General features: G+C 59.4%; 20 protein-coding genes. 13 read left to right on the top strand and 7 right to left on the bottom strand.

Annotation, left to right across the window (positions count from 1 at the left end):
- Positions 1 to 83 precede the first annotated feature (83 nt).
- The 7 genes from ftsZ (at position 84) to FKG95_RS27250 (ending at position 10,184) form a co-directional block, all read left to right on the top strand.
- A complete protein-coding gene (gene ftsZ / locus FKG95_RS27280; RefSeq protein ID WP_142899633.1) occupies positions 84 to 1,847 on the top strand; it encodes a cell division protein FtsZ in 1,764 nt (587 codons plus the stop codon).
- 582 nt (positions 1,848 to 2,429) lie between these two features.
- The gene (gene lpxC / locus FKG95_RS27275) at positions 2,430 to 3,392 is read left to right on the top strand and encodes a UDP-3-O-acyl-N-acetylglucosamine deacetylase (protein ID WP_142899632.1); all 963 of its coding nucleotides are present in this window, start codon (positions 2,430 to 2,432) and stop codon (positions 3,390 to 3,392) included.
- 251 nt (positions 3,393 to 3,643) lie between these two features.
- Positions 3,644 to 4,447 carry an outer membrane protein assembly factor BamD gene (locus FKG95_RS27270; protein ID WP_142899631.1) on the top strand — a complete coding sequence of 268 codons (804 nt, stop codon included), beginning with the start codon at positions 3,644 to 3,646 and terminating at the stop codon, positions 4,445 to 4,447.
- A gap of 42 nt (positions 4,448 to 4,489) precedes the next feature.
- The gene (recN, locus tag FKG95_RS27265; protein ID WP_142899630.1) at positions 4,490 to 6,178 is read left to right on the top strand and encodes a DNA repair protein RecN; all 1,689 of its coding nucleotides are present in this window, start codon (positions 4,490 to 4,492) and stop codon (positions 6,176 to 6,178) included.
- Positions 6,179 to 6,186: 8 nt separating this feature from the next.
- Positions 6,187 to 8,307 carry an NAD-dependent DNA ligase LigA gene (ligA, locus tag FKG95_RS27260; protein WP_142899629.1) on the top strand — a complete coding sequence of 707 codons (2,121 nt, stop codon included), beginning with the start codon at positions 6,187 to 6,189 and terminating at the stop codon, positions 8,305 to 8,307.
- A 623-nt stretch (positions 8,308 to 8,930) separates the two neighbouring features.
- Entirely contained in the window at positions 8,931 to 9,632 is a 702-nt protein-coding gene (locus tag FKG95_RS27255) for a nucleotide-binding protein (RefSeq protein ID WP_142899628.1), read from the top strand.
- Positions 9,633 to 9,653: 21 nt separating this feature from the next.
- Positions 9,654 to 10,184 carry a hypothetical protein gene (locus FKG95_RS27250; RefSeq protein WP_142899627.1) on the top strand — a complete coding sequence of 177 codons (531 nt, stop codon included), beginning with the start codon at positions 9,654 to 9,656 and terminating at the stop codon, positions 10,182 to 10,184.
- A 51-nt stretch (positions 10,185 to 10,235) separates the two neighbouring features.
- Here FKG95_RS27250 and FKG95_RS27245 read toward each other — a convergent pair whose 3' ends face one another.
- The gene (locus FKG95_RS27245) at positions 10,236 to 12,110 is read right to left on the bottom strand and encodes an aminopeptidase P family protein (RefSeq protein WP_246116920.1); all 1,875 of its coding nucleotides are present in this window, start codon (positions 12,108 to 12,110) and stop codon (positions 10,236 to 10,238) included.
- A 277-nt stretch (positions 12,111 to 12,387) separates the two neighbouring features.
- Here FKG95_RS27245 and FKG95_RS27240 point away from each other — a divergent pair, with 277 nt between their 5' ends.
- Positions 12,388 to 12,855, top strand: a complete 468-nt coding sequence (locus tag FKG95_RS27240) for a DUF1127 domain-containing protein (RefSeq protein ID WP_142899626.1) — start codon at positions 12,388 to 12,390, stop codon at positions 12,853 to 12,855.
- 142 nt (positions 12,856 to 12,997) lie between these two features.
- Here the strand turns inward: FKG95_RS27240 and FKG95_RS27235 are convergent, their stop codons facing one another.
- On the bottom strand, positions 12,998 to 13,885 hold the full coding sequence (locus tag FKG95_RS27235) for a 50S ribosomal protein L11 methyltransferase (protein WP_179954305.1): 888 nt from the start codon (positions 13,883 to 13,885) through the stop codon (positions 12,998 to 13,000).
- 10 nt (positions 13,886 to 13,895) lie between these two features.
- Positions 13,896 to 16,199 carry an ATP-dependent helicase gene (locus tag FKG95_RS27230; protein ID WP_142899624.1) on the bottom strand — a complete coding sequence of 768 codons (2,304 nt, stop codon included), beginning with the start codon at positions 16,197 to 16,199 and terminating at the stop codon, positions 13,896 to 13,898.
- Between the two features lie 176 nt (positions 16,200 to 16,375).
- Between FKG95_RS27230 and FKG95_RS27225 the strand changes: the two genes are divergently transcribed.
- Positions 16,376 to 17,536: a succinylglutamate desuccinylase/aspartoacylase family protein gene (locus tag FKG95_RS27225; RefSeq protein ID WP_142899623.1), complete on the top strand. Its 1,161-nt coding sequence runs from the start codon at positions 16,376 to 16,378 to the stop codon at positions 17,534 to 17,536.
- A gap of 17 nt (positions 17,537 to 17,553) precedes the next feature.
- Here the strand turns inward: FKG95_RS27225 and FKG95_RS27220 are convergent, their stop codons facing one another.
- On the bottom strand, positions 17,554 to 19,344 hold the full coding sequence (locus FKG95_RS27220) for a chloride channel protein (RefSeq protein ID WP_142899622.1): 1,791 nt from the start codon (positions 19,342 to 19,344) through the stop codon (positions 17,554 to 17,556).
- Positions 19,345 to 19,580: 236 nt separating this feature from the next.
- Here FKG95_RS27220 and FKG95_RS27215 point away from each other — a divergent pair, with 236 nt between their 5' ends.
- A complete protein-coding gene (locus tag FKG95_RS27215; RefSeq protein WP_142899621.1) occupies positions 19,581 to 20,063 on the top strand; it encodes a GNAT family N-acetyltransferase in 483 nt (160 codons plus the stop codon).
- Positions 20,064 to 20,238: 175 nt separating this feature from the next.
- Here the strand turns inward: FKG95_RS27215 and FKG95_RS27210 are convergent, their stop codons facing one another.
- Both FKG95_RS27210 and FKG95_RS27205 read right to left on the bottom strand, forming a co-directional pair.
- On the bottom strand, positions 20,239 to 20,742 hold the full coding sequence (locus FKG95_RS27210) for a pentapeptide repeat-containing protein (protein ID WP_246116919.1): 504 nt from the start codon (positions 20,740 to 20,742) through the stop codon (positions 20,239 to 20,241).
- A 90-nt stretch (positions 20,743 to 20,832) separates the two neighbouring features.
- Positions 20,833 to 21,321 carry a thioesterase family protein gene (locus tag FKG95_RS27205; RefSeq protein WP_142899619.1) on the bottom strand — a complete coding sequence of 163 codons (489 nt, stop codon included), beginning with the start codon at positions 21,319 to 21,321 and terminating at the stop codon, positions 20,833 to 20,835.
- Positions 21,322 to 21,516: 195 nt separating this feature from the next.
- On the opposite strand from FKG95_RS27205, the gene FKG95_RS27200 reads away from it, so the two are divergent.
- The 3 genes from FKG95_RS27200 (at position 21,517) to FKG95_RS27190 (ending at position 24,260) form a co-directional block, all read left to right on the top strand.
- Positions 21,517 to 22,470, top strand: a complete 954-nt coding sequence (locus FKG95_RS27200; RefSeq protein ID WP_142899618.1) for a hypothetical protein — start codon at positions 21,517 to 21,519, stop codon at positions 22,468 to 22,470.
- A gap of 283 nt (positions 22,471 to 22,753) precedes the next feature.
- Positions 22,754 to 23,614 carry an MlaA family lipoprotein gene (locus FKG95_RS27195; RefSeq protein WP_246116918.1) on the top strand — a complete coding sequence of 287 codons (861 nt, stop codon included), beginning with the start codon at positions 22,754 to 22,756 and terminating at the stop codon, positions 23,612 to 23,614.
- A gap of 4 nt (positions 23,615 to 23,618) precedes the next feature.
- Positions 23,619 to 24,260 (top strand): MlaC/ttg2D family ABC transporter substrate-binding protein, encoded by a 642-nt coding sequence (locus FKG95_RS27190; protein WP_142899617.1) that lies wholly within the window; start codon positions 23,619 to 23,621, stop codon positions 24,258 to 24,260.
- Positions 24,261 to 24,285: 25 nt separating this feature from the next.
- Here the strand turns inward: FKG95_RS27190 and FKG95_RS27185 are convergent, their stop codons facing one another.
- Positions 24,286 to 25,470, bottom strand: coding sequence for a pyridoxal-phosphate-dependent aminotransferase family protein (locus tag FKG95_RS27185; protein WP_142899616.1), 1,185 nt, complete (start codon positions 25,468 to 25,470; stop codon positions 24,286 to 24,288).
- Positions 25,471 to 25,703: the final 233 nt, after the last annotated feature.

The raw sequence follows: 25,703 nt of genomic DNA, 5'->3' as shown, positions 1-25,703 counted from the left end.
TATCGGAACAACGAGCGACTGCCAGAGCGGCAAAAGTAAATACGAGCAGACTCTAACAATTGCGTGGGTAAGTGGAGGCGATAATGACGCTGAATTTGAATGTACCGACCTTGAAATCCGACCTTTCCCCCCGCATCACCGTGATCGGTGTCGGGGGAGCCGGCGGCAACGCCGTCAACAATATGATTCAATCCAACCTGGAAGGTGTCGAGTTCCTGATTGCGAACACCGACGCTCAGGCCATCAACGGATCCAACTGCGAGCGTTGCATCCAGTTGGGCCGGAACATCACCCAGGGTCTCGGCGCCGGATCGCGCCCTGACATCGGGCGGGCTGCCGCCGAGGAAGCCATGGATGAAATCCTTGGCCACCTGGAAGGCTCGAACATGGTCTTCATCACCGCCGGCATGGGCGGCGGCACCGGTACAGGTGCTGCCCCGGTCATTGCCCGCGCGGCACGGGAGTCCGGTATTCTGACCGTGGGCGTGGTCACCAAACCCTTCCACTTCGAGGGCGTGCACCGCATGCGTCTCGCGGAAGCCGGGATCGCCGACATGACCCAGTATGTCGACACGCTGATCATCATTCCCAACCAGAATCTCTTCCGGATCGCCAACGAAAAGACGACCTTCGCGGACGCCTTCAAGATGGCCGACGACGTGTTGAAATCGGGCGTCAGCGGCGTGACCGATCTGATGGTCATGCCCGGCCTTATCAATCTGGACTTTGCCGACATTCGCGCGGTTATGACCGAGATGGGCAAGGCCATGATGGGCACCGGCGAAGCCGAGGGCGAAACCCGGGCTATCGACGCGGCGGAAGCGGCGATCTCCAATCCCCTGCTGGACGAAGTCTCGATGAAAGGCGCCCGTGGTGTTCTGATCAACATCACCGGCGGACCGGACCTCACCCTCTTCGAAGTCGACGAGGCCGCCAACCGGATCCGCGACGAAGTCGATCCTGACGCCAACATCATCTTCGGTTCGACCTTCGAGCCCACGCTTGACGGAAAAATGCGGGTGTCAGTTGTCGCAACCGGTATCGACATCGATGAAGCCGCCGCACCGCGCCCGGCACCGATCAGCCTGGTTTCGGCCCGCGCCGAGACCGTAAAGACGGATACGGCTGCGACCCCTGCCCCTGCAGCAGCCGTCTCGATCGCATCCGCCCCTGTCGCGGCCATGCCGGCCGTTTCCAGCGCACCTTACGCTTCGGCTGCCGCAACGGCTCAGGTTGCGGACTACGAGCCTGAGCTTGAGAGCCAGCTTTTCGACGAGCCGGAGCAGACCTCTGCAGATCCTTTCGAGATGCCGGAGCCGATTGAGCAGGAAAGCATCGCTCAGCCTGTTACCGACAGCTTCATGGCACCTGCTCCGGTCACCGCTGAAGACGCGCCGGCGCCTCAAATGGAACAGCCGGTTCCAGTGAGCCCGGAACCCCAGGCTCCTACCCGCCAAACGATCGAACCATCTGCTGAGGTATCCGCGGAAGCCGCGGCTCCGGCCACGCCAAAGCGTCCGCGTGGGCTCTTTGCCAAGATGACCGGAGCGGCAAGAGCCTTGAACGCGGGCAAACCCCTCTCACCGACGAGTTCGCCCGTGTCACGGCCCGCGATGACGGAGTCTCCCATGGCCTCTTCACCGCAGCCAACCCCAATGCCGCCAATGCCTCAGCCACAGCAGAGCCTGCCATCGTCTCCCGCAGCAACGCCGGCGGCGCCGGCTACGGCACAAACGGACCAGCAACCCCGGCTTTCCGGCCTCGATCCCGCAGAACGGATCGGCACCAGACAGACGGACGAAGATCTGCTCGACATCCCCGCATTCCTGCGGCGTCAGGCAAACTAAGGGATCATGCGTGTTTGCCGACGTGTCGCTCCGGCGGCAAAGGCGCTGGTCGGGGTATTAGAGTTATTGAGAAATTGCTTCTAATACATTGATCTAAAGAGATTTAGGTCAACCCACGCAAAAATCACCACCGGAGGGCCATACTTGCCCTTCGGTGGTGATTTGTTTTAGGGGGACAGCTTTCGGATCACCGATCGCTCCGGCGCGCTAGAGTAGGATCAGTGACGGAAAAAACCAAATACGAGAATTGATGCACAACCCTGAAATCCTCCGAGCCACCAACCAGAGATCGCACCGTTCACCGGCCGCAATCATGATTGTGCAGTGCAGAACAAGCAGGGCACTTCAAACCGTAACATATTGCAACAAAGAGTGATTTGAGTTGTTGCAAGGCTGCACATACTGTGACGTTAAGCAATACTGTTAAGTAAGGTCGTCGTTCCGGGGGGAATTCACAAATACGACGTAAGTCTATCGGGCAATACGATACTGATCGTGTAGCCCGATGAGAGTGAGTTTGAACATTTGTTTGCCAAACACGATGCTTTGGCAAACGCAGGAAGCGGATAGTTAGTGAAGATCATGACGGATCATATCAGGACCCCAGGTGAGTTTGTCTTCCAGAAAACTCTGAAGAACTCGATTCATTGCTCGGGAGTCGGTCTTCATTCGGGGGCCAAGATCAACATGACTTTGCTGCCGGCCCCGGCCAATACAGGTGTTGTCTTCAGACGCGTCGACATTCAAGGCGGGCACAACGAGGTTAAGGCAAGCTGGGAAAACGCGATTGAGACGCCTCTGTGCACAACGCTGGTCGGCAAAGACGGTCTCAAGATTGCGACGACGGAACATCTGATGTCCGCTCTTGCGGGCTACGAGATCGATAACGTCATCGTCGAGCTGAACGGCGCGGAAGTCCCGGTTATGGACGGCAGCGCGGCACCTTTCGTCTTCCTGATCGAATGCGCGGGAACGGTTGAGCAGGATACGCCGCGGCGTGCCCTTCGCATCCTCAAACACGTGGAAACAGCTGAAAGTCACCGCTCCGCCTCCATGGCGCCGGGCAAAGGCTTTTCGATTAATTTCGAAATCGACTTTGACAGCCGCGCGGTTGGCCGCCAGGAGTGGTTTGTTGAAATGTCGCAGACCGCCTTTAAACGGGAAGTGTCGCGGGCACGGACCTTTGGCTTCCTGCAGGAGTTCGACAAGCTGCTGGAACTTGGCCTCGCCCGCGGTGGCTCGCTTGATAACGCAGTTGTTATCTCCGGCGATACCGTGATGAACGAGGGCGGTTTGCGCTACGATGACGAGTTCGTCCGCCATAAAGTGCTGGATTCGATCGGAGATCTATACCTGATCGGCGGCCCGATCATCGGACATTTTCATGGCGTCCGCGCTGGTCATGCCCTCACGCTGCGGCTGATTAAGACCCTCTTTGCCCAGGAAAACGCCTGGGAATGGGTCGATATGACCCACGGCGACCTGATGACGCCGCCGCTTGCCGCGCCTGTCAGGCTTCAGCCTGCCGTCGCTGCTCAGGCCTGACCCCGAAGGGGCTTGATTGGACGTCGCAGCCGGGTCCATGGGCGTTCCTGACGTCTTCAGACTTTTCAGAAGCTTTTGAAAAGGCGACAGCGTTGCTTGAGGGCGCGGATTGTTGGCCTTATAGTCGCGTCTGAGGCGCACCGGCTTGTCGCCTGACGACCTTAACAACAGCCCTGAGACGCATGAAACAGCCATTTTTCGAATTTTCAGCAACGGGAACTTCCTCGCACGGACCAGGCTCTCTGCGTAGGATGACGATCCGTATGGTCGCCGCGCTTGGCATCCTGGGTCTTGCAGCGGGTTGTAGCTCCGATGATGAAGCACCCTACCTGGAACAGCCCGTCGAAGAGCTCTATAACGGCGCGACAGATGAGCTTCTGCAGTCGAACTTCGAGGAAGCGGCCCGGCTTTACGACGAGGTGGAACGCCAGCACCCTTATTCGGTCTGGGCCTCCAAAGCACAGTTGATGGCCGCATACGCCTTTTATCAGGACAATAAGTACGACGACGCCATCAATACTCTTGACCGGTTCATTCAGCTCCACCCGGGCAACAAGGACATCGCCTACGCCTATTATCTTAAGGCGATCAGCTACTATGAGCAGATTTCCGATGTGGCGCGGGATCAAAAAACCACCCGTCAGGCGCTCGAAGCTCTCGATGAGGTGGTCCGGCGCTTTCCCGAGACCAAATATGCCCGGGATGCCGAACTGAAGATCGACCTTGCCCGCGATCACCTGGCCGGCAAGCATATGGAGATCGGCCGCTACTATCTGAACCGCGGAGAGTACCTGGCCGCAATCAACCGTTTCCGTACGGTCGTCGAGGATTATCAGACCACTACCCACGTGCCGGAGGCGCTCCACAGACTGGTCGAGAGCTACGTCTCGATCGGCGTCGTGACGGAAGCACAGGCAACCGCTTCGGTACTGGGATACAACTTCCCCGGAAGCGACTGGTATATCGACAGCTACGCCCTTCTGACCGGTGAGGATCTGCGACCCGTGGAAAGCGAAGGCTCCTGGATCTCCAGGGTTTGGAATTCCGTCATTTAAAAAGGCTCCGCCAAGCCATACAGACCCTAAAGGGCCGATGAGATGCTTGTCAGTCTGTCGATACGCGACATCGTCCTTATAGACCGCCTGGATCTGACCTTTCAAAACGGCCTTTGCGCCCTGACAGGCGAGACCGGTGCCGGAAAATCGATCCTCCTAGACGCGCTGGGCCTGGCCGTCGGTAATCGTTCCACCTCCGGCCTGGTGCGCGCCGGGGCCAAGCAGGCCTCGGTGACTGCCGTTTTCGATGTCGGCGATGAACACCCCGCCACGCGGATCCTTGCCGAGCACGACATTGAACCCGAACCCGGCAGCCTGGTGCTGCGGCGCATTATAGCTGCGGACGGGCGCAGCCGCGCCTACGTCAACGATCAGGCCGTATCGATCGGGCTTCTGCGGCGGCTGGGCGATGGATTGATCGAAATCCAGGGACAATTCGAACAGCGCGGCCTACTTGATGCCGCGACACACAGAGCCCTCCTCGATGCCTTTTCAGATCAGCCCGCATTGGTCGCCAAGGTCGCCAGTCTCTGGAATGCGCTGGGCGACGCTTTGAAGGCCCGGAATCTCGCCGAACAGGACCTCGCTCAGGCGCGCAGCGACGAGAGCTACCTGCGCCACAGCGTCGAGGAATTGGCGGTTCTGGACCCCCGATCCGGCGAAGAACAGGTCTTGGCGGAGCGCCGTAAACTCTTGCTTAATCGCGAGCAATTGCTCGAAGCCGTCAACGCGGCAGCCAACGACCTGACGGGCGGAAACGGCCAGTCCGGCGCCGAAGACGCGCTGATTGGGGCGCGGCGGCGGCTCGAGCGTGTCTCAGGCGCCGCCGGAGACCGACTGGATCCTGCGCTTGCCGCCTTGGACCGGGCAATGGCAGAGACCGAGGATGCGCTTGGTCAGCTTCAGTCTCTCGCCAGTGATGTCGATGTTGAAGGCGGGAGCCTGGCAGAGATCGAAGAGCGCTACTTCGCGCTGCGCGATATGGCCCGCAAACACGGGACCGAGGTGGAACAGCTGACCGACTTACGGGTATCGCTCGAAGCGCGTCTGGCAACGATTGACTCCGGTGGCGAAGTTCTGGAACGCCTCGAACAGGACTGCGTGGCGGCGCGGTGCGCCTTCGTCAAGCAAGCGGAGGCCTTGAGCAAAGCCCGTCGTAAGGCGGCAAAGGCCCTGGATCAGGAGATTTCCGGGGAGCTGCCCCCTCTAAAGCTCGACAAAGCCAGCTTTCAAACGCGCATTGAAGCGCTTGAAGAGCGTGAATGGGGTCCGTCAGGACTGGAGCGGATTTCTTTTGAGGTCGCCACAAATCCGGGCGCGGCTCCTGGGTCTCTAGCGAGAATAGCCTCCGGCGGCGAACTTGCGCGCTTCCTTCTGGCATTAAAGGTGGTGCTGGCCGGAACAAGCCCGGTGGAAGCGCTTGTCTTCGATGAAGTGGACAGCGGTGTCGGCGGCGCCACGGCACATGCGGTCGGCGAACGGCTGGCCCGCCTCGCCAGGGAACGGCAGATCCTGGTGGTCACCCATTCGCCTCAGGTCGCAGCCCGGGCGGATTACCATTTGCAGGTCAGAAAAACCACGCTGAACAGCGGTGCAAAGAAGCAGACAACAGCAACCCAGGTGCTGGACCTGAACGACGGAGAACGTCGCGAGGAACTGGCGCGGATGCTGTCGGGCGCGGAGGTCACCGACGAAGCACGAGCCGCAGCAGATCGCTTGATGGGAGTTTAAGGAAGACTATGGGCGAAAAGTCCGAGACGGAAAACTGGGCGGCCCTGGGGCCTGATGAACTCACTGAACCACAGGCCGCCGAGGAGCTTGCCCGGCTCGCCGCTCAAATTTTACATCACGACCAGCTCTATCATCAGCAAGATGCGCCGGAGATTTCCGATGCGGATTACGACGGGCTGAAGCGGCGCAACGACGCCATAGAAGCCCGGTTCCCTGACCTCGTCCGCGAGGATAGTCCCTCGGTGCGGGTCGGGGCTGAACCCGCGGCCGGTTTCTCAAAGGTTCGTCATGCTGTCCCCATGCTCTCCCTCGGCAACGCCTTTGCCGATGAAGACATCACAGAGTTCCTTGCCCGCATCAGGCGGTTCTTGGGGCTCGCAGAAGATACGCAAATCGCTGTCCTCGCGGAACCGAAGATCGATGGCCTGTCCTGCGCCCTGCGCTACGAAAACGGAAAGCTCGTCCAAGCCGCCACGCGCGGCGATGGAACCACGGGCGAAGATATCACGGCGAATGTGCAAACCGTCGCAGGTGTCCCCCGGGCTCTCTCGGGCAGCGGTTGGCCACAAACGCTCGAAATCCGGGGCGAGGTCTTCATGCGCCGGGATGATTTCCGTCAACTGAACGAACGTCAGGAAGCGCGCGGCGGCAAGGTTTTTGCCAATCCACGAAACGCGGCCGCCGGCTCGCTGCGCCAACTGGATGCTTCGATCACTGCGTCCAGACCCCTCACCTTCTACGCTTACGCTTGGGGTGAAGTTTCCGAACCGCTCGGCGCCACCATGATCGAAGCGCGCGAAAACATGACGGCCTGGGGTTTCACGATCAACGAACCCGGCCGGCTCTGCGAGAGCGTTGAAGAGGTCCTCGCGTTTTACCGCGAAATCGGCGCGGCCCGGGCAGAGATGCCGCATGATATTGACGGTGTGGTCTATAAGGTCGACCGTCTCGATCTGCAGCAGCGCCTGGGCTTTGTCAGCCGTGCCCCCCGCTGGGCCGTCGCTCACAAGTTTCCCGCCGAACAGGCGCAAACCCTGTTGCGGGAGATTACGATCCAGGTCGGGCGAACGGGAGCCCTGACCCCGGTCGCGAACCTTGAGCCCATCACAGTCGGCGGCGTCGTCGTCTCCCGGGCAACCCTTCATAATGAGGATGAAATTGCGCGCAAGGATATCCGCGAAGGCGACCGCGTCATAATCCAGCGCGCAGGCGACGTCATTCCCCAGGTCGTCTCGGTCCTTCTCGAACATCGGCCAAAGGACAGCAAACCTTTTCAGGTGCCGGAGCATTGTCCCGAATGCGGGAGTGTCGCCATAAGAGAAACCGGAGAGGCGGTACGGCGCTGCACAGGCGGCCTGATCTGCCCCGCACAGTCCGTTGAACGCCTCAAGCACTTCGTCAGCCGCAACGCCTTCGATATCGAGGGGTTAGGCGACAAGCAGGTGAAGTTCTTCTTCGAAAAAGAACAGATCAGGAAACCCGGCGATATCTTTCGTCTGGCGGCCAATGATGCTGACAGCCTCACCCCCTTGCGCAACCAGCCCGGCTGGGGCAAGCAGTCTGCCGAGAACCTCTTCGCGGCAATCGAAGCCCGCCGGCAGATTTCACTGGATCGGCTTATCTACGCTCTGGGGATCCGTCAGATCGGCCAAACGACAGCCCGCCTTCTCGCCAAGACCTATGGCAGCCTTGAAAAACTGCGCGCTGCCATGGATCTGGCCAACGACCGCGAGAGCGATGCTTTCGAGGATTTGATCAATATTGACGGTATCGGCCCGGCCATGGCGGACGACCTGCTGGGTTTCTTCGCGGAACAGCACAATCGCGAAGTGCTGGACGATCTCGCGTCGGAGCTGACGGTCGAAGACTTTGTGGTCGAAGAGGCCAGCGATTCACCTATCACTGGCAAAACGGTCGTTTTTACGGGCAAGCTCGAAACCCTGGGCCGAAGCGAAGCAAAGGCAAAAGCGGAGTCTCTGGGCGCAAAAGTGGCGGGCTCGGTCTCGAAGAAAACCGACTTCGTGGTGGTCGGCGCCGACGCCGGATCAAAGGCGCGCAAGGCGGAAGAACTCGGCTTGACGGTGTTGAGCGAGCTCGAATGGCTCGAGTTCATCGCGCCGAGGGGTTAGCGCCGGATGTTTTTCGATCTGAAGAGATAAAGAACGACGCACGCGAGGCGCGAGCTTGCCCGCAAACCAATCAGTCTCCCACCGCCTCGCGTTGAAGGCTCATTGCGATACAAACGCACACACCTGCCCCGCAAACAGCCGGCACCGCCGCCGTCATGGCTGCGCGAATGAGAATTCTCTGCCAAGCTCTTGAAGAATAGGCATGAAAGCGTAATCACGGCGACCGAATACAAGTACTTATTGCCACACTCTTATCAGCACTCCGATGACACAAAATTCTCACGCATCAAATGTCTTTCAAATTGCCGACTTCCAACATATAGAGCATTGTATTTTAATTTTATCGGAAATATAATTTATTTAATTATTAAACCTTATCGATCTTTATACTTAAAATACTTGCATTATATACTCGAGTAACGCCTTATTAATGTCTCTTGCCTAGGTTGTTTGCGGAAGTTAAAGGCGCAGAAAGGCTTAGAACCGTTATCCGCAAAGGTAACAGTCCGAAAGCGAGCGCATAACTTGCGGAACAATGGATCGGATACGGAACAAATACCGCTTTCGATCCTGCTGGATCATCGGCACCAGGCTGGACCGCTTGAAAAAGGAGCGAGAGACGAATGCGAGTGTTGGCGGTTTCCTCTCAGAAGGGCGGTTCGGGTAAAACCACCCTTTCGGGGCACATAGCCGTACAGGCCCAGAGGATGGGCTGCGGTCCGGTGGCGCTGGTCGACACCGATCCGCAGGGCAGTCTGGCCGACTGGTGGAACGAACGCGAGGACGACACGCCTGTCTTTGTGAGCACCTACGTATCTCGTCTTGCCGGCGACATCGAGCGCATGCGCGAGGCCGGCATCAAGCTCCTGGTCATCGACACGCCACCGGCGATCACCGATACGATTGCCGATGTGGTTGACGTCGCCGACCTGATTGTGATCCCGACCCGCCCCAGCCCCCATGATCTTCGGGCAGCCGGTGCGACGGTCGAATTGGTCGAGAACATGGGCAAACCGCTGGTTTTTGTCATTAACGCCGCCACACCCCGCGCGCGGATGACATCGGAAGCCGCCTGCGCCTTGTCCCAACACGGCACGGTCGCCCCCGTAATGATCCATCATCGGGCGGATTTCGCGGCCAGCATGATTGACGGACGTACTGTCATGGAGATTTCCAAGGCGACGCGCTCGGCAAACGAAATCGAGAAGTTATGGCAATACCTCGACAGCCGTCTCGTAGAGAGTGATCGCAAGACGATCATGCCTTCTTCGTCGGCTGTGTCGCCGGCGGTTGAAAAACCAACCTTCAACGTCGGCACGCATTAAGGGGGCGGGAGGAACATGAACATGAAAGCAGCAAGCCTCACCAGTTCATTGCTGGTACCCAAGGGCGCCGCGATACCAACTGGCGTAGAGCCTTCGAACGATTCCGAGGCGCCTCAGGCCACGTCGACGCAGAATGAAAAGATTGCGGCCGCCGTCGCACGTCCTTTCCATTCGTCGCAGCGGAACAGCAAGCCCGTGGTGGTTGCGCAGCAGGCCAAGATTATGCGGATGACGTCGCGCCGGGCTTCCAAGCCGACGCACAAAGCCCGCCTGGCCGGTCTGGGCAAGACCAAGATGCTGAAGGCCCAGGACAGCCTGGAATTCATCCTGAACCGGATCCAGGAGCTTGGCCGCGGCAGCCAGCCTCATGAACGCGCAGCCTACCGCGCCCTGATCCACATGATTCAGCGCTGGGCGGAGCCGACGGACCTCTTCATCGATGAGAACCTGCAAATGGCTGAGCGGATCGGTCAGGATCTCGCCGATATCACGCGACACATCAACGACGTGCAGCACGCCTACATGAATGCGCTCTTCACCGAACGCAAGTAGAACCCTCGGCTGAACGGCCTTGAGAATTCACGTCAAACACAGCCTCTGGCGCTAAGACGCCAGAGGCTGTGTTGCTTTCCGCAGCCAGGCGGCATCCTCGCCCTCAAGCTGCCCGAGCAAAGCTTCGCGGACCCGCAGGTGATAGGCATCCAGCCAGGCAACCTCGATGTCGGTCATGAGCGACCGCTCGACCAGGCTGGTGTCGATCGGCGCCAGGGTCAGCGTCTCAAACGCCAGCATGGCCCGATCCTCGCCCGGTTGCAGGCCCTGCTCGACGACGGTCACCAGATTCTCGATCCGGATGCCGTATTCTCCGGCCTTATAGTACCCAGGCTCGTTGGAGAGGATCATACCCGGCAGCAAAGCCACGGTGGAACCCGCCTTGGCAATTCTCTGCGGGCCCTCATGAACGCTCAGATAACTGCCGACGCCGTGTCCCGTGCCGTGGTCATAGTCCAAACCCGCCTGCCAGAGCGAATAGCGGGCCAGGCTATCCAACTGTCCGCCATTGGTGCCCTTTGGAAAACGCGCCAGCGCCAGCGCAATGTGTCCCTTCAAGACGCGCGTGTAGCGATCCCGCATTTCCGCAGAGGGTTCTCCGATTGCGATCGTTCGGGTGACATCGGTCGTGCCATCCAGATACTGAGCGCCGGAGTCTACCAGGTAGAGTTCTCCCGTCCCGAGCCTCCGGTCGTTCTCCGAACTGACCCGATAGTGGCACAGCGCGCCGTTCGGTCCCGATGCCGAAATGGTCTCGAAGGAAGAATCGCGAAACCGCGAATCGCCTTCGCGGAACGACAGGAGCTTCCTGACCAGATCGAGTTCGCTCAGTTCTCCCGCGGTGATTTGCGCCGGTGCTTCCCGATCCAGCCAGGAGAGAAACCTTGTCAGGGCGGCGCCGTCGCGCAAATGGGCGTTCCGGGTCCCCTGCAGCTCGACCGCATTCTTTTGCGCTTTCGGCAGCTGGCAAGGATCAGCCGCCTTGAAGATCTCGCCCCCGGCCGCTTCCAGACGCTCGAACACCCACACAGGGGCCGAGGCCGGATCCACCATCACTTTGGCCTTGCGTGCTCCCAAGGCATCGAGTGCATCTGCCAGCCCAGAAGGGTCCCGGACCTCGATGCCATTGCCCAGCTCCTCGCGCACGGCATCGGAGAGTTTACGCTCGTCCACAAACCAGCTTGCCACACCGTCATCCCCGAGAATCAGAAACGACAGCGGCAGGGGCGTGCAGGGAACATCGCCGCCGCGAACGTTTAAGAGCCAGGCAATCGAATCAGGCAGCGTGAGGACTGTCGCGTGACAATCGGCTTCTTTCAGCTTCGCCGCAATCTCGGCCCGCTTCTCGAAGGAGGCCTTTCCGGCAAAGTCCAGATCCTGCAGGATCACCGGCGCCAGCGGGGCTTCCGGCTGGTCCGGCCAGGCGGCGTCCAGCGGGTTCGTCTCACAGGCAACCAGTTCACCCTGTGCCGCGCCAACGGCCTTGCGGAGTTGCTGGACCTGGCTGTCCGTATGGAGCCAGGGATCAAACCCGATGCGCTGCCCCTCGGAAAGGTTCTCTTTGAGCCAGGCCGAGAGCGGCTCCTCGGTCACATGACGCGGCTCGAACTGAGCGAGATCGATCTCTTCGCGCACCTGAACCGTATAGCGTCCGTCAACAAAGACGGCAGCCTTTTCCGGCAGAACAGCCGCAGCACCGGCGGATCCGGTGAAGCCCGTCAGCCAGGACAGGCGCTCAGCTCTTGCGGGGACATACTCTCCCTGGTGCTCGTCGGCGCGGGGCACGATGAAGCCGTGGAGGTCGCGGCGGGCCAGTTCGGCCCGCAAGGATGCAAGGTGATCGCCGCCGCCAGCGCCGGTTTTGGAGGCTTCGGGAGCTAAAGAGCCGGTGGCTTCGGCGGGCGACGCCATAGAGGATGCTGACACGACGACCTCGTTATCGAATGAACTGATCCTTAAAAGCTAAGCGTCGGGCCATAGCTTGACAAGCCTGCTCCAAAACAAAGCCGTTAACCAAACCAGCCGCCCGCAGGTTAAAAAACCCTATATTTTGAGCCAATTTTTGCCATGTTTGAAATGCAATGCTGCGCTGCAATAAATTCTCTGTTCAGAAATATAAAAGAGCATAAGTTGTTTTACATCAAACGACGGAAACAGATCTGCACAGACGTCCGTCCAAGACAAATTAAACGGAGAACAAAAGATGCCCTATGTAAATGCGTCCAAGGAGTTCGATGCTGCGAACCAGCCGCACGACCTCGAATGGATGATGGTTGACACCCGCCGCCGCCAGAGCGAAGCCGCCCGCAAGCTCGCTGCAAAGACCAGCAACTGGTGTTTGCGCGCCACGGGACTTGCCGTCTTTGGCCGAGTTGTAAAGACTGCGCTGGTCAACCCGCTTCGCGTTGCGATGCTTCGCCGGCGCACGCTGGCCAACCTGCAGCAACTGGATGACCGTCTTCTCGCGGACATCGGCATCGAGCGCACCATGATCCCCACGGTCGTCAAGCAGCTGGTTTCCCGTGACAACCTGTCGGCCGGCAGCGTCGACCACCCTGCCACAGCCCACAACCCGCTGGTAGCCGGCGACATTGAGCTGGTGAAGTCGGTAGGGTCGGTCGCACCGAAGGCAGCAGCCAACAGCAACCGGACTTCGCACCGCGCCGCTTAAGCGCCTTCACGACTCGCAGATCTGTACAGACTACACTCCCAACTGACACGGCGGTCTTCCATTCGGAAACCGCCGTTTCTTTTTTTTGTCGGTCAGTCACTTAGAGTATCACCAGCTGCGGCACTTACAGGCGCGTCGGTGTTTATCCCTGTAGAACCAGCGTGGTCCATTCGCCGAAATGAAGGCGCTGAACCAGACGCAGCCCCTGCCCCCGGTGCCGCGCGACGACCTGGCGCTGCTGGCGAGTCAGCAATCCCGCAAGAATGACGTAGCCGCCGGGCGCGAGACTGCGCTTCAGGTCCGTCGCCATCGCACAAAGCGGCTCTGCGAGAATGTTCGCGACAATCAGATCGAAAGGACCGCGGCGCGCAACCAATTGGCTCTTGTAACCATCGCCGCAATGGGGCTCGATCCACTCCGCAACCCGGTTTTCCCGCGCATTCTCGCCGGCAACCCGAACGGAATCCGCATCATTGTCGACCGCCAGAACCGGGCAGCGCCAGAGGTGTGCCATGGCCATGGCCAGGATCCCGGATCCGCATCCCATATCGAGCGCATTGTGAAAGCGGCGGCGTTGCGCCAGTTGGGTCAGCGCAAGCAGGCAGCCAAAGGTGCTCTCGTGACGCCCTGTGCCGAAGGCGACATTGGCCTCGACCAACAAAGGAATACTGCCGAAAGGCGGCCGTTCGGTGACGTGAGAGCCGTAGACGAAAAACCGTCCCGCCGAGATCGGCGGCAGGGCTTTTTGGCTCTCGGCGACCCAGTCGACATCCGGCAACTGCGCCAGGCTGTAATCCGGCAGCGGTACTTCGGCGATTTCGGAGGCTGTCGTGAGCAGTTCCTTGACCCGTTCGCCGGACGGCGGCTCGGCAAGGTAAATCTCCAGTGTCATCGCACCAACGTGATCCGGCGCACCGGTCACCATGGCCCCGTCCAGAACCTCGAAAATCGTCTCGAAGAGCGGTAAGGCTCCGGCGTCCACGGGAAAGGAAAGGCACCAGGCGGCGTTCGAGCCTCTGGATTGTGTCACGACCATCGGATCAACCCGCCTGATCCGCAGGCACGATAAAACTCGCAATCACTTTTTTCTCCCCGGCGACATCGAAGGTTATACTCAGGCGGTCTCCCTCGACTGCCGCGATTGTGCCGTATCCGAACTTCTGATGAAAAACCCGCTCGCCCCGGGCAAACTTCGCGCCCCCGGAGGAAGCTGCTGAAGACGCCTTTCCGGGAGTGCGCGTGGTGGCCGACGAAGAGCGGAAGGACTGGGCCCGCATCATCCCGGGGCTGAGAGACTTCTGCCCCCAATTCTCACTGAAGCCGCCGCCATAGCCGCTCTGCATCTGCTGCCCGCCACCGTAAACGCCGACATCGCTCTCGCGTTCGACGCGCTCGTCGGGCAGTTCCTCGACAAAGCGGGAGGGAATGGCGGACGCCCAGGAACCGTGCATCCGGCGGTTTGCCGCGAAGCTGATAATCACTCGCTGGCGCGCCCGGGTCAGGCCGACATAGGCAAGCCGCCGCTCCTCCTCAAGCGCCCGCAGACCGGATTCATCCAAAGCCCGCTGGTTTGGAAAGAGGCCTTCCTCCCACCCCGGCAAAAAGACCGTATCGAACTCCAGACCCTTGGCCGCATGCAGGGTCATGATGCTGACCATTTCATGGCTGTCGCTGCCCAGCGCCTCCATGACCAGGCCGACATGCTCCAAAAAGGCAGGCAGATTTTCGAACTCGGCAATCGCGTTGACCAGTTCCTTCAGGTTCTCGAGCCGACCGGGGGCTTCCGGTGACTTGTCGTTCATCCAGAGCTGCGTGTAACCCGACTCGTCCAGGACGATTTCCGCCACCTCATGATGGGGCAGGTCGTCCAGCATCACCCGCCAGCGCTCGAAGTCGCTCAGGAGATTGCCCAGAGACCGGCGCGCCGCCGGGCGCAGCTCATCGGTGCCGACCACCATACGCGCAGCTTTGCTCAGGGGGATCTCATTGTGACGGCCGATTTCGTGCAGAACCCGCAGCGTCGCGTCACCCAGACCGCGCTTGGGTGTATTGACGATACGCTCGAACGCCAGGTCGTGCTCCGGGACGATCAGCAGTTTCAGATACGCCAGGGCGTCTCTGATTTCCATGCGCTCGTAAAAGCGCGGACCGCCGATCACCCTGTAAGGCAGCCCGAGCGTAATAAAGCGTTCCTCAAACTCGCGGGTTTGCGCGCCGGTGCGGACCAGAATCGCGATCTGACTGAGGTTTTGGCCGCGCCGCTGCGCGTCCTCGATTTCCTCACCAACGAAACGGGCTTCAGCCTCACCGTCCCAAAGACCGCGTACCCGCAGCAACTCTCCGTCGTCATCATCGGTCCAGAGGGTCTTGCCGAGCCGGCCTTCGTTGTGCGCGATCAGGCTCGACGCCGCCCCCAGGATGTTCCCCGTCGAGCGGTAGTTACGCTCAAGCCGGATCACCTTTGCGCCCGGAAAATCCTGTTCGAACTTTAAAATATTCCCGACCTCGGCACCACGCCAGCCATAGATCGACTGGTCGTCGTCGCCGACGCAGCAGAGGTTTTTATGCCCCTGCGCCAAAAGCCGCAGCCAGAGGTACTGCGCAACGTTGGTATCCTGATACTCGTCGACCAGGATGAACTTGAACCGCTGGTGATAGCCCGCCAGCACATCGGGATGGTTTTGGAAAAGGGTCAGGCAATGCAGCAGCAAATCGCCGAAATCGCAGGCATTGAGGGTCCGCAGACGCTCCTGATAGTCCTTGTAGAGTTCAACGAGCCGCCCGTTGGCCAGATCGCCGGCCTCGCCGCCGGAAACCTTATCCGGCAGAAGCCCTCGATCCTTCCAGCGTTGAATGACCGCCAGGACGGTCCGCGCGGGTGATTTCTTGTCATCGATGCCCGCCGCCTGCAGCAGTTGCTTGATCAGGCGTAACTGGTCGTCGGTGTCGAGGATCGAGAAATTGGGCTGCAACCCGACCCGCTCGGCATTGATCCGCAGCATCTTGGCGGCAATCGAGTGGAAAGTGCCCAGCCACCAGGCATCGACCGGCTGCCCGACCAGCGCCGCCACCCGCTCCTTCATCTCCTGTGCCGCCCGGTTTGTGAAGGTCACGGCCAGGATCTGGCCCGGGAAGGCTGTCCCGGTGTTCAGCAGGTGCGCCAAACGCGTTGTGAGTGCTCGGGTTTTACCCGTGCCTGCGCCTGCGAGCATGAGCACGGCGCCCTCGAGCGTCTCAACGGCTTCCCGCTGCGCCTCGTTGAGACCATCCAGATAGGGATAGCGGGGGTTTGGATCGGCAAGAGCTGTCGCCGAAGGGGCGGATGCGGAGTCGGTTTCAATCATGATCCGCCGTTTATACCCCAGCCCTTCCGAGACCTCAGCCCCAAAAGCAGATGTGACGAGAATAATGTCTTTAGGACTTCGACAACATGAGGTGAGACGCGCTACCTTTCTGGCAACGCGCTTCGGGAGCCCCCCAGGAGCGCGCTTTGTGTAACCGAGTTTGGATACAGGTAAAGATGGCAAGAAAGATCGAGCGGATCGCGCTCAAAGGCACCGCGCCCGGAACCCGCCAGGAACTCATGCTGCATCGCTTCGGAACAGCAGGAAAGGGACCCAAGATCTACCTGCAGGCATCGCTGCATGCCGACGAAACCCCGGGGATGATGGTTCTGCACCATCTCATACCGATGCTGGACGAGGCCGATCATGCCGGCAGGCTGCGCGGTGAAATCGTCCTGGTTCCCTATGCCAATCCCATCGGGCTTGGGCAGATCGTCAATCAGATTCAGCTCGGCCGCTATGCCCTGAACGGCGAGGGCAACTTCAATCGCAGCTGGCCGGATTTACTCTCGCTCGTGGGAGAAGAGGCGTTGGAGCGGCTGGAATGCGAGCTGACCGGGGACGCTGAAGAGAACACAGCGAAAATACGAACCCTCTTCCGGCAGGCTCTCAACGATCATGAGCCTCGGGACACCATGGAGAGCCTGCGCTTTGCCCTGGCGCGCGAAGCCGCCGACGCAGACTTCGTGCTTGATCTGCATTGCGACGACGACTCTCTGATGCATATCTTCCTGCTGCCGCAACACTGGCCCGACGCCCGTGATCTGGTCGCCGAGCTCGGCTGCCGAGCCGCATTGACGGCGGAAGATTCGGGCGGGGCGTCTTTCGACGAAGCTTTTTCGACGCCCTGGGTCCGGCTGGCAAAACGCTTTCCGAAACATCCGATCGATCCCGCCTGCCTGGCGGTCACTATTGAGCTGCGCGGCCGCGCCGACGTGTCGGATGAGCTTGGCCGTCAGGATGCAGCGGCACTCGCCAACTTCCTGCGTCATCGGGGTTTCATTCTTGTGGAGGCCCCTCAACCGGCCATACCCGAACCGCTCTGTGAAGCGACGGAGCTTGCGGCAACCGAGGTCGTTCGCACGCCTGCGGCCGGCTTGTTGTCTTACGAGGCAGCGCCGGGCGATAAGCTCAAGAAAAGCGATGTCGTGGCCTGGCTGATCGATCCTACCGCGGAGAATCCTCTGGAAGGCCGGCAGGCAATCCCGGCCGGAACCGACGGCCTTCTGCTCTCGCGCAAAAGCCACAAATACGTGTCTGCAAACGAGTCCATCGCAAAGATCGTCGGCACGGAACCGCTCGAAGGCCGCAGCGGTGGATATCTCCTGGAGGATTAGTACAGTCCAAAAGGCACTTACGCTTCGCCGCGCTCTTCGGCCCGGGCCTGGTCCAAAGCCCTGTGGTAGGCCAACATGACCTCATGTTCATGCGCAACGCCGCACATGATCATGGAGGTGCCGTCCTCGACAATCGGCACATGCACTTCACCCGTCGAACCGTAAACCTTGACCGCGGTCTCGAGGTCGTCGTCCCGCTTGAGAACCACAGGATGCTCGCGTGCCACGTTGATCGCAGTCCACTCGGCATCATGGCAGGTATCAAAAGCCGCTTCATGCAGGTCCGAAAAGGTGATGGTGCCAACCAGCGCGCCTTTTTCATCAACCACGAAAAGCTCCCCCCAAGGCGCCTCCTGAAGACGTACGCGCACGGTCTGAAGATCTGTTTCCGGATTGACGGTCTCGTAGGTGCCGTCGAGCACGCTTCCCACCTTGATCGACCGCAACAGGCCGAGCTCCTGCCCCCCTTTGATGACGACGCCGCGCCGTTCAAGCTGCCAGGCGAAGAAAGACCGGCCAAAGGTCTGGTGTGTGATGATGCTGGCAACAGCCGTTGCAACCATCACCCCGATCGTCAGAGTGTAGTCGTTGGTCAGCTCAAAAATCATCAGGATCGTGGAAATCGGCGCGCCGAGGACCGCGCCTGCGACCGCCCCCATCCCGATCATGGTATAGGCCCCATGTCCGGACGAGAGCTCCGGAAAAGCCGAGGTCGCGATGATACCGAAAGCCCCGCCTATCATGGCGCCGATAAACAGCGAGGGCGAGAAAACACCGCCGCCAAACCGGCAGCCGAGCGAAACCGCCGTCGCCGCCGTCTTGGTCACTACAAGCGCAATCAAAAGCCAGAGTTCATATCTCGCCGACAGAGCCGCGTCGGTCGCTTCGTAACCGACGCCGAGCACCTGCGGAAAGCCGAGAGCAATGACCCCGACGACGAGACCGCCTGCGGCCGGCTGAGCCCAGGGGGGAATACCAATCCGCTCGACGACGTCTTCCGTGAACATCACCGAGCGCATGAAGAGGACCGCCGCCAGCGCGGAAACCACCCCCAGCAAGGCGAAGGCCGGAAACTCCCAGAAGGACACGATGGTCCAGGTATCGGGCAGAATAAACGCAGGAAAATCGCCATACTGTATTCGGCTGACGATCGTGCCGGCCACCGAGGCGATGACAATTGGCGCGAAAGCCGAAATCGCGTAATGCCCGACCACCACTTCCAGGGCAAAAAAGGTCCCCGCGATGGGTGCATTGAAGGACGCGGCAACCGCCGCGGCAACGCCGCAGCCCAGCAATGTGCGCGAGAGAGATCGCCCAAGATGCAGGCGCTTCGAGACCCATGCCCCGAGGCTTGCGCCGAGATGGACGATCGGGCCTTCACGTCCGACCGACGCGCCGACACCGATTGAAGCCGCGCTGACCACGGCGGCCTTGATCCCCAGAGTCAGCGACATCCGCCCCCCATGCAATGCAGAGGACTCGATAACCTGGGCGACCCCCTGAGGGCGGCGGTCCGGCATGAAAAAGTGAATAAAACAACCGATCAGCAGGCCACCAACCGTAGGCACCAGAAGCAACTGCCACCAGGGCAGCTCGGCAGCGAGGCTGGCAACTTTCTCACTTGAAAACCCATAACCAAGTTCCTGCACCAGGGCGATGGCACTCCGGAAAACCGTTTCCGCCAGACCGGCGGCAACGCCGATTATCAGCGCCAGCACGGAAAGGATGACCTGATCGTTCCTGCCAAACTTTTTCAGAGAACTGACAGTCGTTCCAATGGAGATTTTCTTCGGCTCTACTTCGGCCATAGGGCTGTCCTTGCTCCAACGCCGTATAAACCATAATGGGAGGCACGTTAAGGCCCTGTTGCCCTGACACGAAAATTTGCTCGCCAGGCGAAAGCTCTGTCGACGAGGTAAATATTATCTCGGATCGAATGCGAAATGCGTGAGCCGGGACAGGTTCTGAGCTAATTTGCGGCACCAACCCGCACTACCGAATCTGGCCAGACACGAACGAACCAATTCATCACAGGACAAAAACAATGCCCGAATCATCTGTAAGACTGGCAACCGCGGACGATGTCCCGACGATCCTTCGGCTCATCAAAGGTCTGGCGGCATTCGAAGATCTCGGCGATCAGGTCAAAGCCACGGAGGCAGATCTGCTAAGGGATGGATTCGGAGCTCAGCCGCGTTTTGAGTGCCTGATTGCAGAGCATGCGGGAAAAGCGGTTGGCTTCGCGCTTTTCTTTCACAGCTACTCGACCTTTGAAGGCCGCACGGGTCTCTATCTGGAGGATCTTTTTGTTTTGGAAGACGCCCGAGAACTTGGCGCCGGCCGTGGGCTCATCCGCGCGCTCGCGCAGCTGGCCCTTGAGCGTGACTGTGCCCGCCTGGAGCTCTCGGTCCTCGACTGGAATCCTGCCCGCGGCTTTTATCAAAAGCTGGGCTTTCAGCATAACGAGGAGTGGCTGCCCTACCGCATCAAGGGCCAAGCCCTGGAGAACTTGGCCTCCGAGGCTTGAGAAGTTGATGTGATCGTCGAGCCTCTGGCTTTTAATCAGTCCTGCCGAGGCATCAAAAATCGTTTGAGAAATTCACATTGAGATAGACCCAAAATTCGCTGCCTCTCGATCAGCAAACTGCTGATCTCGAACGCAAATTTTGACGCGCTACGTTTCAAGGAAAATGTGAAACGCTCTAGTTGCAGCGGCCGATCGAGCCCTCAGCGCAGATCTTGGTCCCCGAGGTCCAGGTGGCGCCCGAAAGATCTGCGCGTGTCAGATCCGCGCCCTGAAGCCTTGCGTTCGTCAGATCTGCCCCGCGCAGATTTGAACGATTTAGTTTTGCCCGCCTCATATCGCTGCCGACGAAGGAGGCGTTGCTCAGATCCGCCTTGGTAAAGTCGGCTTCTGAGAGCTTGGCCGATTCGAACCGGACGCCGGTCATAACGGCATTCACGAACTTCGCGCGGAAGGCGTCAGCCCCCGTCAGATTGCTCTCGATGAGCTCGGCGCGGAAAAAACTCGCGTCCCTGAGGCGGGATTCCTGAAGGTCGACGCCGTTCAGACTATCCCCGTTGAACAGACAGCGGCGCCAGTCGACACCCGGTTCCGGGGGGTCTGTGCACGCGGCTTGCGCGATTGCGGGGGTGAAAAACAGGCAGGAAAAAACCGCCAGCTTCAGCATTGGATTGGATTTCATCTGCATAGATTTGGACATCTTCGCCGGATCGGCAATGGCAAAAGTAAAAAAACGCAACTTCAGTCGTCTATTACCGTGCAAACGAACGCTTTACTCCGGCCTGTCGATCCCGCGAACCGACCGCCCGGCTTCCTTGGGAATATCCAGCGTCTCATGTTTTGCCCAAATTGCCGCAAGTCTCCGCTGAATCGGCTCAGGCATGGGTGCGACGCGCCGGATATTAAGGTCGATGTGCAGATTCAGCCACTCAGACGTTGCGGCAAGATAGCCCTCCCTTGCGTGGTACATCTGATGGAAAAAATGAAGCCGCTTTGGATCGTATGCAAGTAACTGCGTCGTTATGCGCAGCGGATCGCCCAGCATCACCTCACGCTGGTAGGTGACGTAAGATTCCACGGCAAAGGTCGACCCCCCGGTTTGCTCACGATAAGCGTCGTCCAGGCCGATGTAGTCGAAGAAGAGGTCCGTCGCGTGGTCAAAGGCCAAAACATAGTAAGCAACGTTCATATGACCGTTTACATCGATCCATTCCGGCAGCACCTCGGTGCGGTGCTGATCGAAAGGCGCCTCAATTTCCATCCGTAACTCTCCCAATTTCCCACTCCTGAATCAGCTGTAGCGCTCCCCGATCGAGGCGGATACATGCGGCTCGACTGGGTTGAGCCGCGCCCTCAGCATGGATTCGAGGCAAGATAGTCCATTGGCTAACAGCAACAAAGCGGTTAGCGTCTGCCTCCTTCATCCGTCGGGAATTGCATCTATGGTCGAGACGTAATGGTGTGGCTCCTCACAGCTATGGGGCGCCATGCGACACAGTTTCTGTTTGTCGGCGTCTTTATTGGTCTTGCGCTGCCGGGCCTGGCAGATCTCTTCCGCCCCTTACTGGCCCCCTCTGTTGTGATGCTGTTGTTTGCAGCTCTCCTGCGCGTCGATTGGACGGCAATGAGCGGCTATATCCGTCGACCCGGCATTGCCGCAGCTTTAATTGTTTGGCTGCTGCTGTTCTGCCCGATCGTGACCTGGTTCCTGCTGAAAGCGATTCCAGCCCCGCAATCCCTGAATGCCGCGATCATCCTGATGGCGGCTGCACCGCCCATCCTCGGCTCCGCCTCGATCGCCATGATTTTGAAACTGGATGGCGCTTTGGTCGTGGTCGGCGCATTGTTGGCAACCCTTTTGACACCCCTCACGGTCCCCCCTCTGGCCCTGCAGCTTCTGGGCATCCAGCTGGACATCGGCCTTGGCGATTTTATGCTGCGACTCGGGCTGGTCGTGATTATCGCCTTTGTCGGCGCCCTGATTGTGCGCCGTTTCGTGACGCCCGCGGATCTGGCGTCACGCGCTCAGCTGCTGGACGGGATTGTCGTCACGATCATGCTGATCTTCGCAATCGCCATTATGGCCGGCGTGACAGATGCCATTTTTGAGCGCCCAAAAACCGTAGCGCTTTGGACAGTTGCCGCCTTCATAGCCAATCCTGTCCTGCAATTGCTTGGTATTGCCGCGTTTTCCTGGCTTGGGTTGCGCAAGGCGTTGAGCATTGGATTGTTGAGCGGCAACTGCAATATGGGGCTGATGCTTGCGGCCTTGCCCGCCGAGCGAGACGCGGACGTGCTCCTGTACTTCGCGATCGCTCAGTTGCCCATGTATATGCTGCCGATCGTCATGGTGCCGCTTTATAAACGTCTCCTGAAACATGAACTGGCGGCTGGCGGAAATCCTGGTTAATTTTTTGTTAGAGACTGCTGCATAAATGCAACAATAGCGCAAATTGACGCCAGTCGAGATTTTGTCACCACTAGCGTTTCACGGCTCGGTGTGATACGCAGTTTTTCACAAGCAAACGAAAGAAGAACGACCTCAGATTGGTGGAGTCGGAAATTTTTTGCGCTAATCCCGCGATTTGTCGCCGACCTGTAAACTAATCGTAAAACTGTCCGGATCATCATGCACCCGGGCAAAGAGAGGCTGTTGCTTCTGCTGTATGGATTTGAAGTTAGGGCGGTATATCGTGATTTCACAGTTGTTTGGACTGTTCTTCTCTCACGTTTCGGGCAAGGCGCTGAGAGCATTGGCCATTGTGCTGATGGTCTCTGGGTGTGCCAGTACGTCCCAGGGCCCTGATGATCAGTGGGCGCAGGCCGATGGATCGGCTGGCGCGTCGGAAGTCTCCGACAATGACCCCATCGAATTGCTGAACCGCTTCGTCTTCGCGTTCAACGATGCCGTCGACGTGACCCTGTTTCAGCCGGCCTCGGCGCTCTATCGCTTTGTGCTGCCGGAGGAAGTCCGGGATTCGGTCCGCAATTTCATGCGCAACATCTCGTCTCCTGTGATCCTGGCAAACGATTTGCTGCAAGGCGAGTGGGAACGGGCGGAGTCCACCACGACCCGCTTCTTCGTCAATACCACCATCGGTTTGGCGGGTTTATTCGATGTCGCCGACGATATGGGATACGAGTATCACGACGAAGACTTTGGCCAGACCCTCGCGACCTACGGAACCGGTGAAGGCTTCTATCTGGTTCTTCCCTTCCTTGGGCCGTCCAACGTTCGCGATGGCGCCGGCTTGGTTGTGGACAGCCTTCTGGATCCGCTGACCTACATTCTATCCTCGGAAGCCGCAATCGGCCGCCGTGCACTCTCCAGCGTGGATACGCGCTCCCGGAACATTGAACTGGTCGAGGATATCAAGCGCGACTCGATCGATTATTACGCAAGAGTCCGCTCGCTCTATCGCCAACGCCGTGAGAGTGAAATCACCAACGGCGTCGAAGAGGACGATTTCCTTCGTCCGGGCCTGACCTCTCTGCCGCGCGAAAACGAGCAACTCGGCTTGCTCGTCCCGCGCAGCGTCCCCTTGAGTGAATAAGCCGATGCTGTTTTCGAAACGTCAAATCATATCAGGTATCAGTGCCGCCATTGCTCTGAGCGCCTTCGTTTTGCACATGCCCGTTCGGACAGCGGCGGCGGGTGACGCCGGTACCTTTGTCACTGAACTCAAGGATAACGCGGTTCAGCAGCTCACGGCGGCCAACGGGGATGAAGCGCTCAAGGAAGAACGCTTCCGGACACTCTTGAACGGCAACTTCGAAGTCGAGGATATCGGCAAGTTTGTGATCGGCAGATACTGGCGCAGGACCTCCGACGAAGACCGGAAAGCCTTTCTGTCGGTCTTTGAAGACGTCCTGGTTCAACGGTTCCTCCCGCTCTTTGATGACTACGCGACCCAGACCTTCAATGTCGAAGCGGTTCGCGCGGATGCCAAGCGACCGGAATTCAGCACCGTTGTCTCGCGCGTCGGCCAGCCAACCGGATCCGATGCGACCGTTTTGTGGCGCATCCGCGAAAAAGGCGGCGCCTTCATGGTGTCCGATGTGAAGGCCGAGGGCATCAGCCTGCGGATCACCTATCAGTCGGAATATGCGTCGTTCCTCAAGAACAACAGCGGCGACGTAAAGAAACTGACCCAGCTCCTGGCACGCAAAGTCAAGGCCGGCGCCTTCGCCCCCAAGTGAGCAGGCGGACCGGCCCCCTGCCGGCTTAACTCCCGCTTTCAGATAGCGATGCAATAGCAGCCTGGGTGCCGCCGGCGCCGTGCGGGATTCCGCAGACAGCCAAACAGGTCTCAACGCTGGCGATCGCGCCCAGGATCATGGGTTCGTTGAGATACCCCATGTGGCCGATCCGAAAAGCCCGTCCCTGTAAGCGGCCATAACCGGCGCCCAGCGACACATTGAACCGAGACGAGCAGGTTTCTCGCAGTGCTGTTGCATTGTAGGCTTCGTCAACCAGGATGGTCGTGACTGAATTCGCCCGCTCCTCTGCGGCTGTCACGTTGAACGAGAGCGCGCCGCCCTCGCACCAAACCTCGACCGCACTGCGCACCGCGCCGGCAAGACTCTGATGGCGGGCAATAATGGCCTCCATCCCCTCTTCATGCACCATATCGAGGGCCTCACGCAGGGCGAAAAGCTGATGCACCGGGGCCGTTCCGCAAAAGTGCGAGTAAAACTCCCGACCGTGCCGGCGGCGCCAATCCCAGTAGTTGCGCGGCAGTGTCGCTTTCTCTGACATCTGCAGCGCCTTCTGGCTCACGGCATTGAAGGCCAGGCCGGGGGGCTGCATAAGCCCCTTCTGAGAGGCCGCAACAGCGACGTCGATGCCCCATTCATCGAACTTGAAGGGGACCGTCGCCAGAGCGGCGATGGTATCGACCAGCAGCAGCGCCGGATGCCCCGTATCGTTAAGCGCTTTGCGGATGGCGGGAATACTGCTGGTCACCGACGTCGCGGTATCGGTATGCACCATCAGAACCGCCTTGATACGGTGCCCGCTGTCGGCGCGAAGCCGCTGCGCGATCATGTCGGGGTCGATTGCCCGCCGCCAGTCCGTCTCGACGTAATCGACCTCCAGACCGAGTGATTCCGCCATAACCGACCAGTTAAAGGAGAAGTGGCCGGTCTCCGGCACCAATACGCAATCGCCGGCCGAGAGCACATTTACCAAGGCCGCTTCCCAGGCTCCGTGCCCGTTGGCGGAATAGATATAAACGTTGCTCTCGGTCTCGAAGACCTTCTGGAGGTCGCCAAAACAACTCAGGGCCATGGCCATGAAGTCAGCGTCATTTAGATCAACGGCCGGACGCACCATCGCGCGGAGCACGCGGTCGGGAATATTCGTCGGTCCCGGAGTGTGCAGGAAGTTACGTCCACTCTGTATCGTCATGATGACCCTCTATCCGCCAAACAACCTATCAGCCGTTATTAACCGGCGGGCGGGTAAAAACAAGTCCGGTAACCTCGACCACACGAGGATATGACGTATCAGGGACGACTAGGTGTATAGTCCCACGGTGTGATGGTATCACATTGAAGACCATCGATAAGGAAGCACTATGGGACAGGTACTACACGGCAGCGCCACGACGACTCATGCTGTCCGAGCTGCGATACAGCGAT

Origin of the sequence: Denitrobaculum tricleocarpae (assembly GCF_007004665.1) — a bacterium.
GTDB classification, from domain to species: domain Bacteria; phylum Pseudomonadota; class Alphaproteobacteria; order Kiloniellales; family Kiloniellaceae; genus Denitrobaculum; species Denitrobaculum tricleocarpae.
The sequence above is the reverse complement of the archived record's forward strand: the minus strand, read 5'-3'. Positions and strand labels throughout refer to the sequence as shown.

Coding starts and splice junctions, on each gene's coding strand:
- recN (WP_142899630.1), top strand. CDS start 4,490: ATGCTTGTCAGTCTGTCGATACGCGACATCGTCCTTATAGACCGCCTG.
- lpxC (WP_142899632.1), top strand. CDS start 2,430: ATGACGGATCATATCAGGACCCCAGGTGAGTTTGTCTTCCAGAAAACT.
- FKG95_RS27230 (WP_142899624.1), bottom strand. CDS start 16,199: ATGATTGAAACCGACTCCGCATCCGCCCCTTCGGCGACAGCTCTTGCC.
- FKG95_RS27205 (WP_142899619.1), bottom strand. CDS start 21,321: ATGGAAATTGAGGCGCCTTTCGATCAGCACCGCACCGAGGTGCTGCCG.
- FKG95_RS27250 (WP_142899627.1), top strand. CDS start 9,654: ATGAAAGCAGCAAGCCTCACCAGTTCATTGCTGGTACCCAAGGGCGCC.
- ftsZ (WP_142899633.1), top strand. CDS start 84: ATGACGCTGAATTTGAATGTACCGACCTTGAAATCCGACCTTTCCCCC.
- FKG95_RS27240 (WP_142899626.1), top strand. CDS start 12,388: ATGCCCTATGTAAATGCGTCCAAGGAGTTCGATGCTGCGAACCAGCCG.
- ligA (WP_142899629.1), top strand. CDS start 6,187: ATGGGCGAAAAGTCCGAGACGGAAAACTGGGCGGCCCTGGGGCCTGAT.
- FKG95_RS27225 (WP_142899623.1), top strand. CDS start 16,376: ATGGCAAGAAAGATCGAGCGGATCGCGCTCAAAGGCACCGCGCCCGGA.
- FKG95_RS27220 (WP_142899622.1), bottom strand. CDS start 19,344: ATGGCCGAAGTAGAGCCGAAGAAAATCTCCATTGGAACGACTGTCAGT.
- FKG95_RS27215 (WP_142899621.1), top strand. CDS start 19,581: ATGCCCGAATCATCTGTAAGACTGGCAACCGCGGACGATGTCCCGACG.
- FKG95_RS27210 (WP_246116919.1), bottom strand. CDS start 20,742: ATGAAATCCAATCCAATGCTGAAGCTGGCGGTTTTTTCCTGCCTGTTT.
- FKG95_RS27270 (WP_142899631.1), top strand. CDS start 3,644: ATGACGATCCGTATGGTCGCCGCGCTTGGCATCCTGGGTCTTGCAGCG.
- FKG95_RS27255 (WP_142899628.1), top strand. CDS start 8,931: ATGCGAGTGTTGGCGGTTTCCTCTCAGAAGGGCGGTTCGGGTAAAACC.
- FKG95_RS27200 (WP_142899618.1), top strand. CDS start 21,517: ATGGTGTGGCTCCTCACAGCTATGGGGCGCCATGCGACACAGTTTCTG.
- FKG95_RS27190 (WP_142899617.1), top strand. CDS start 23,619: ATGCTGTTTTCGAAACGTCAAATCATATCAGGTATCAGTGCCGCCATT.
- FKG95_RS27185 (WP_142899616.1), bottom strand. CDS start 25,470: ATGACGATACAGAGTGGACGTAACTTCCTGCACACTCCGGGACCGACG.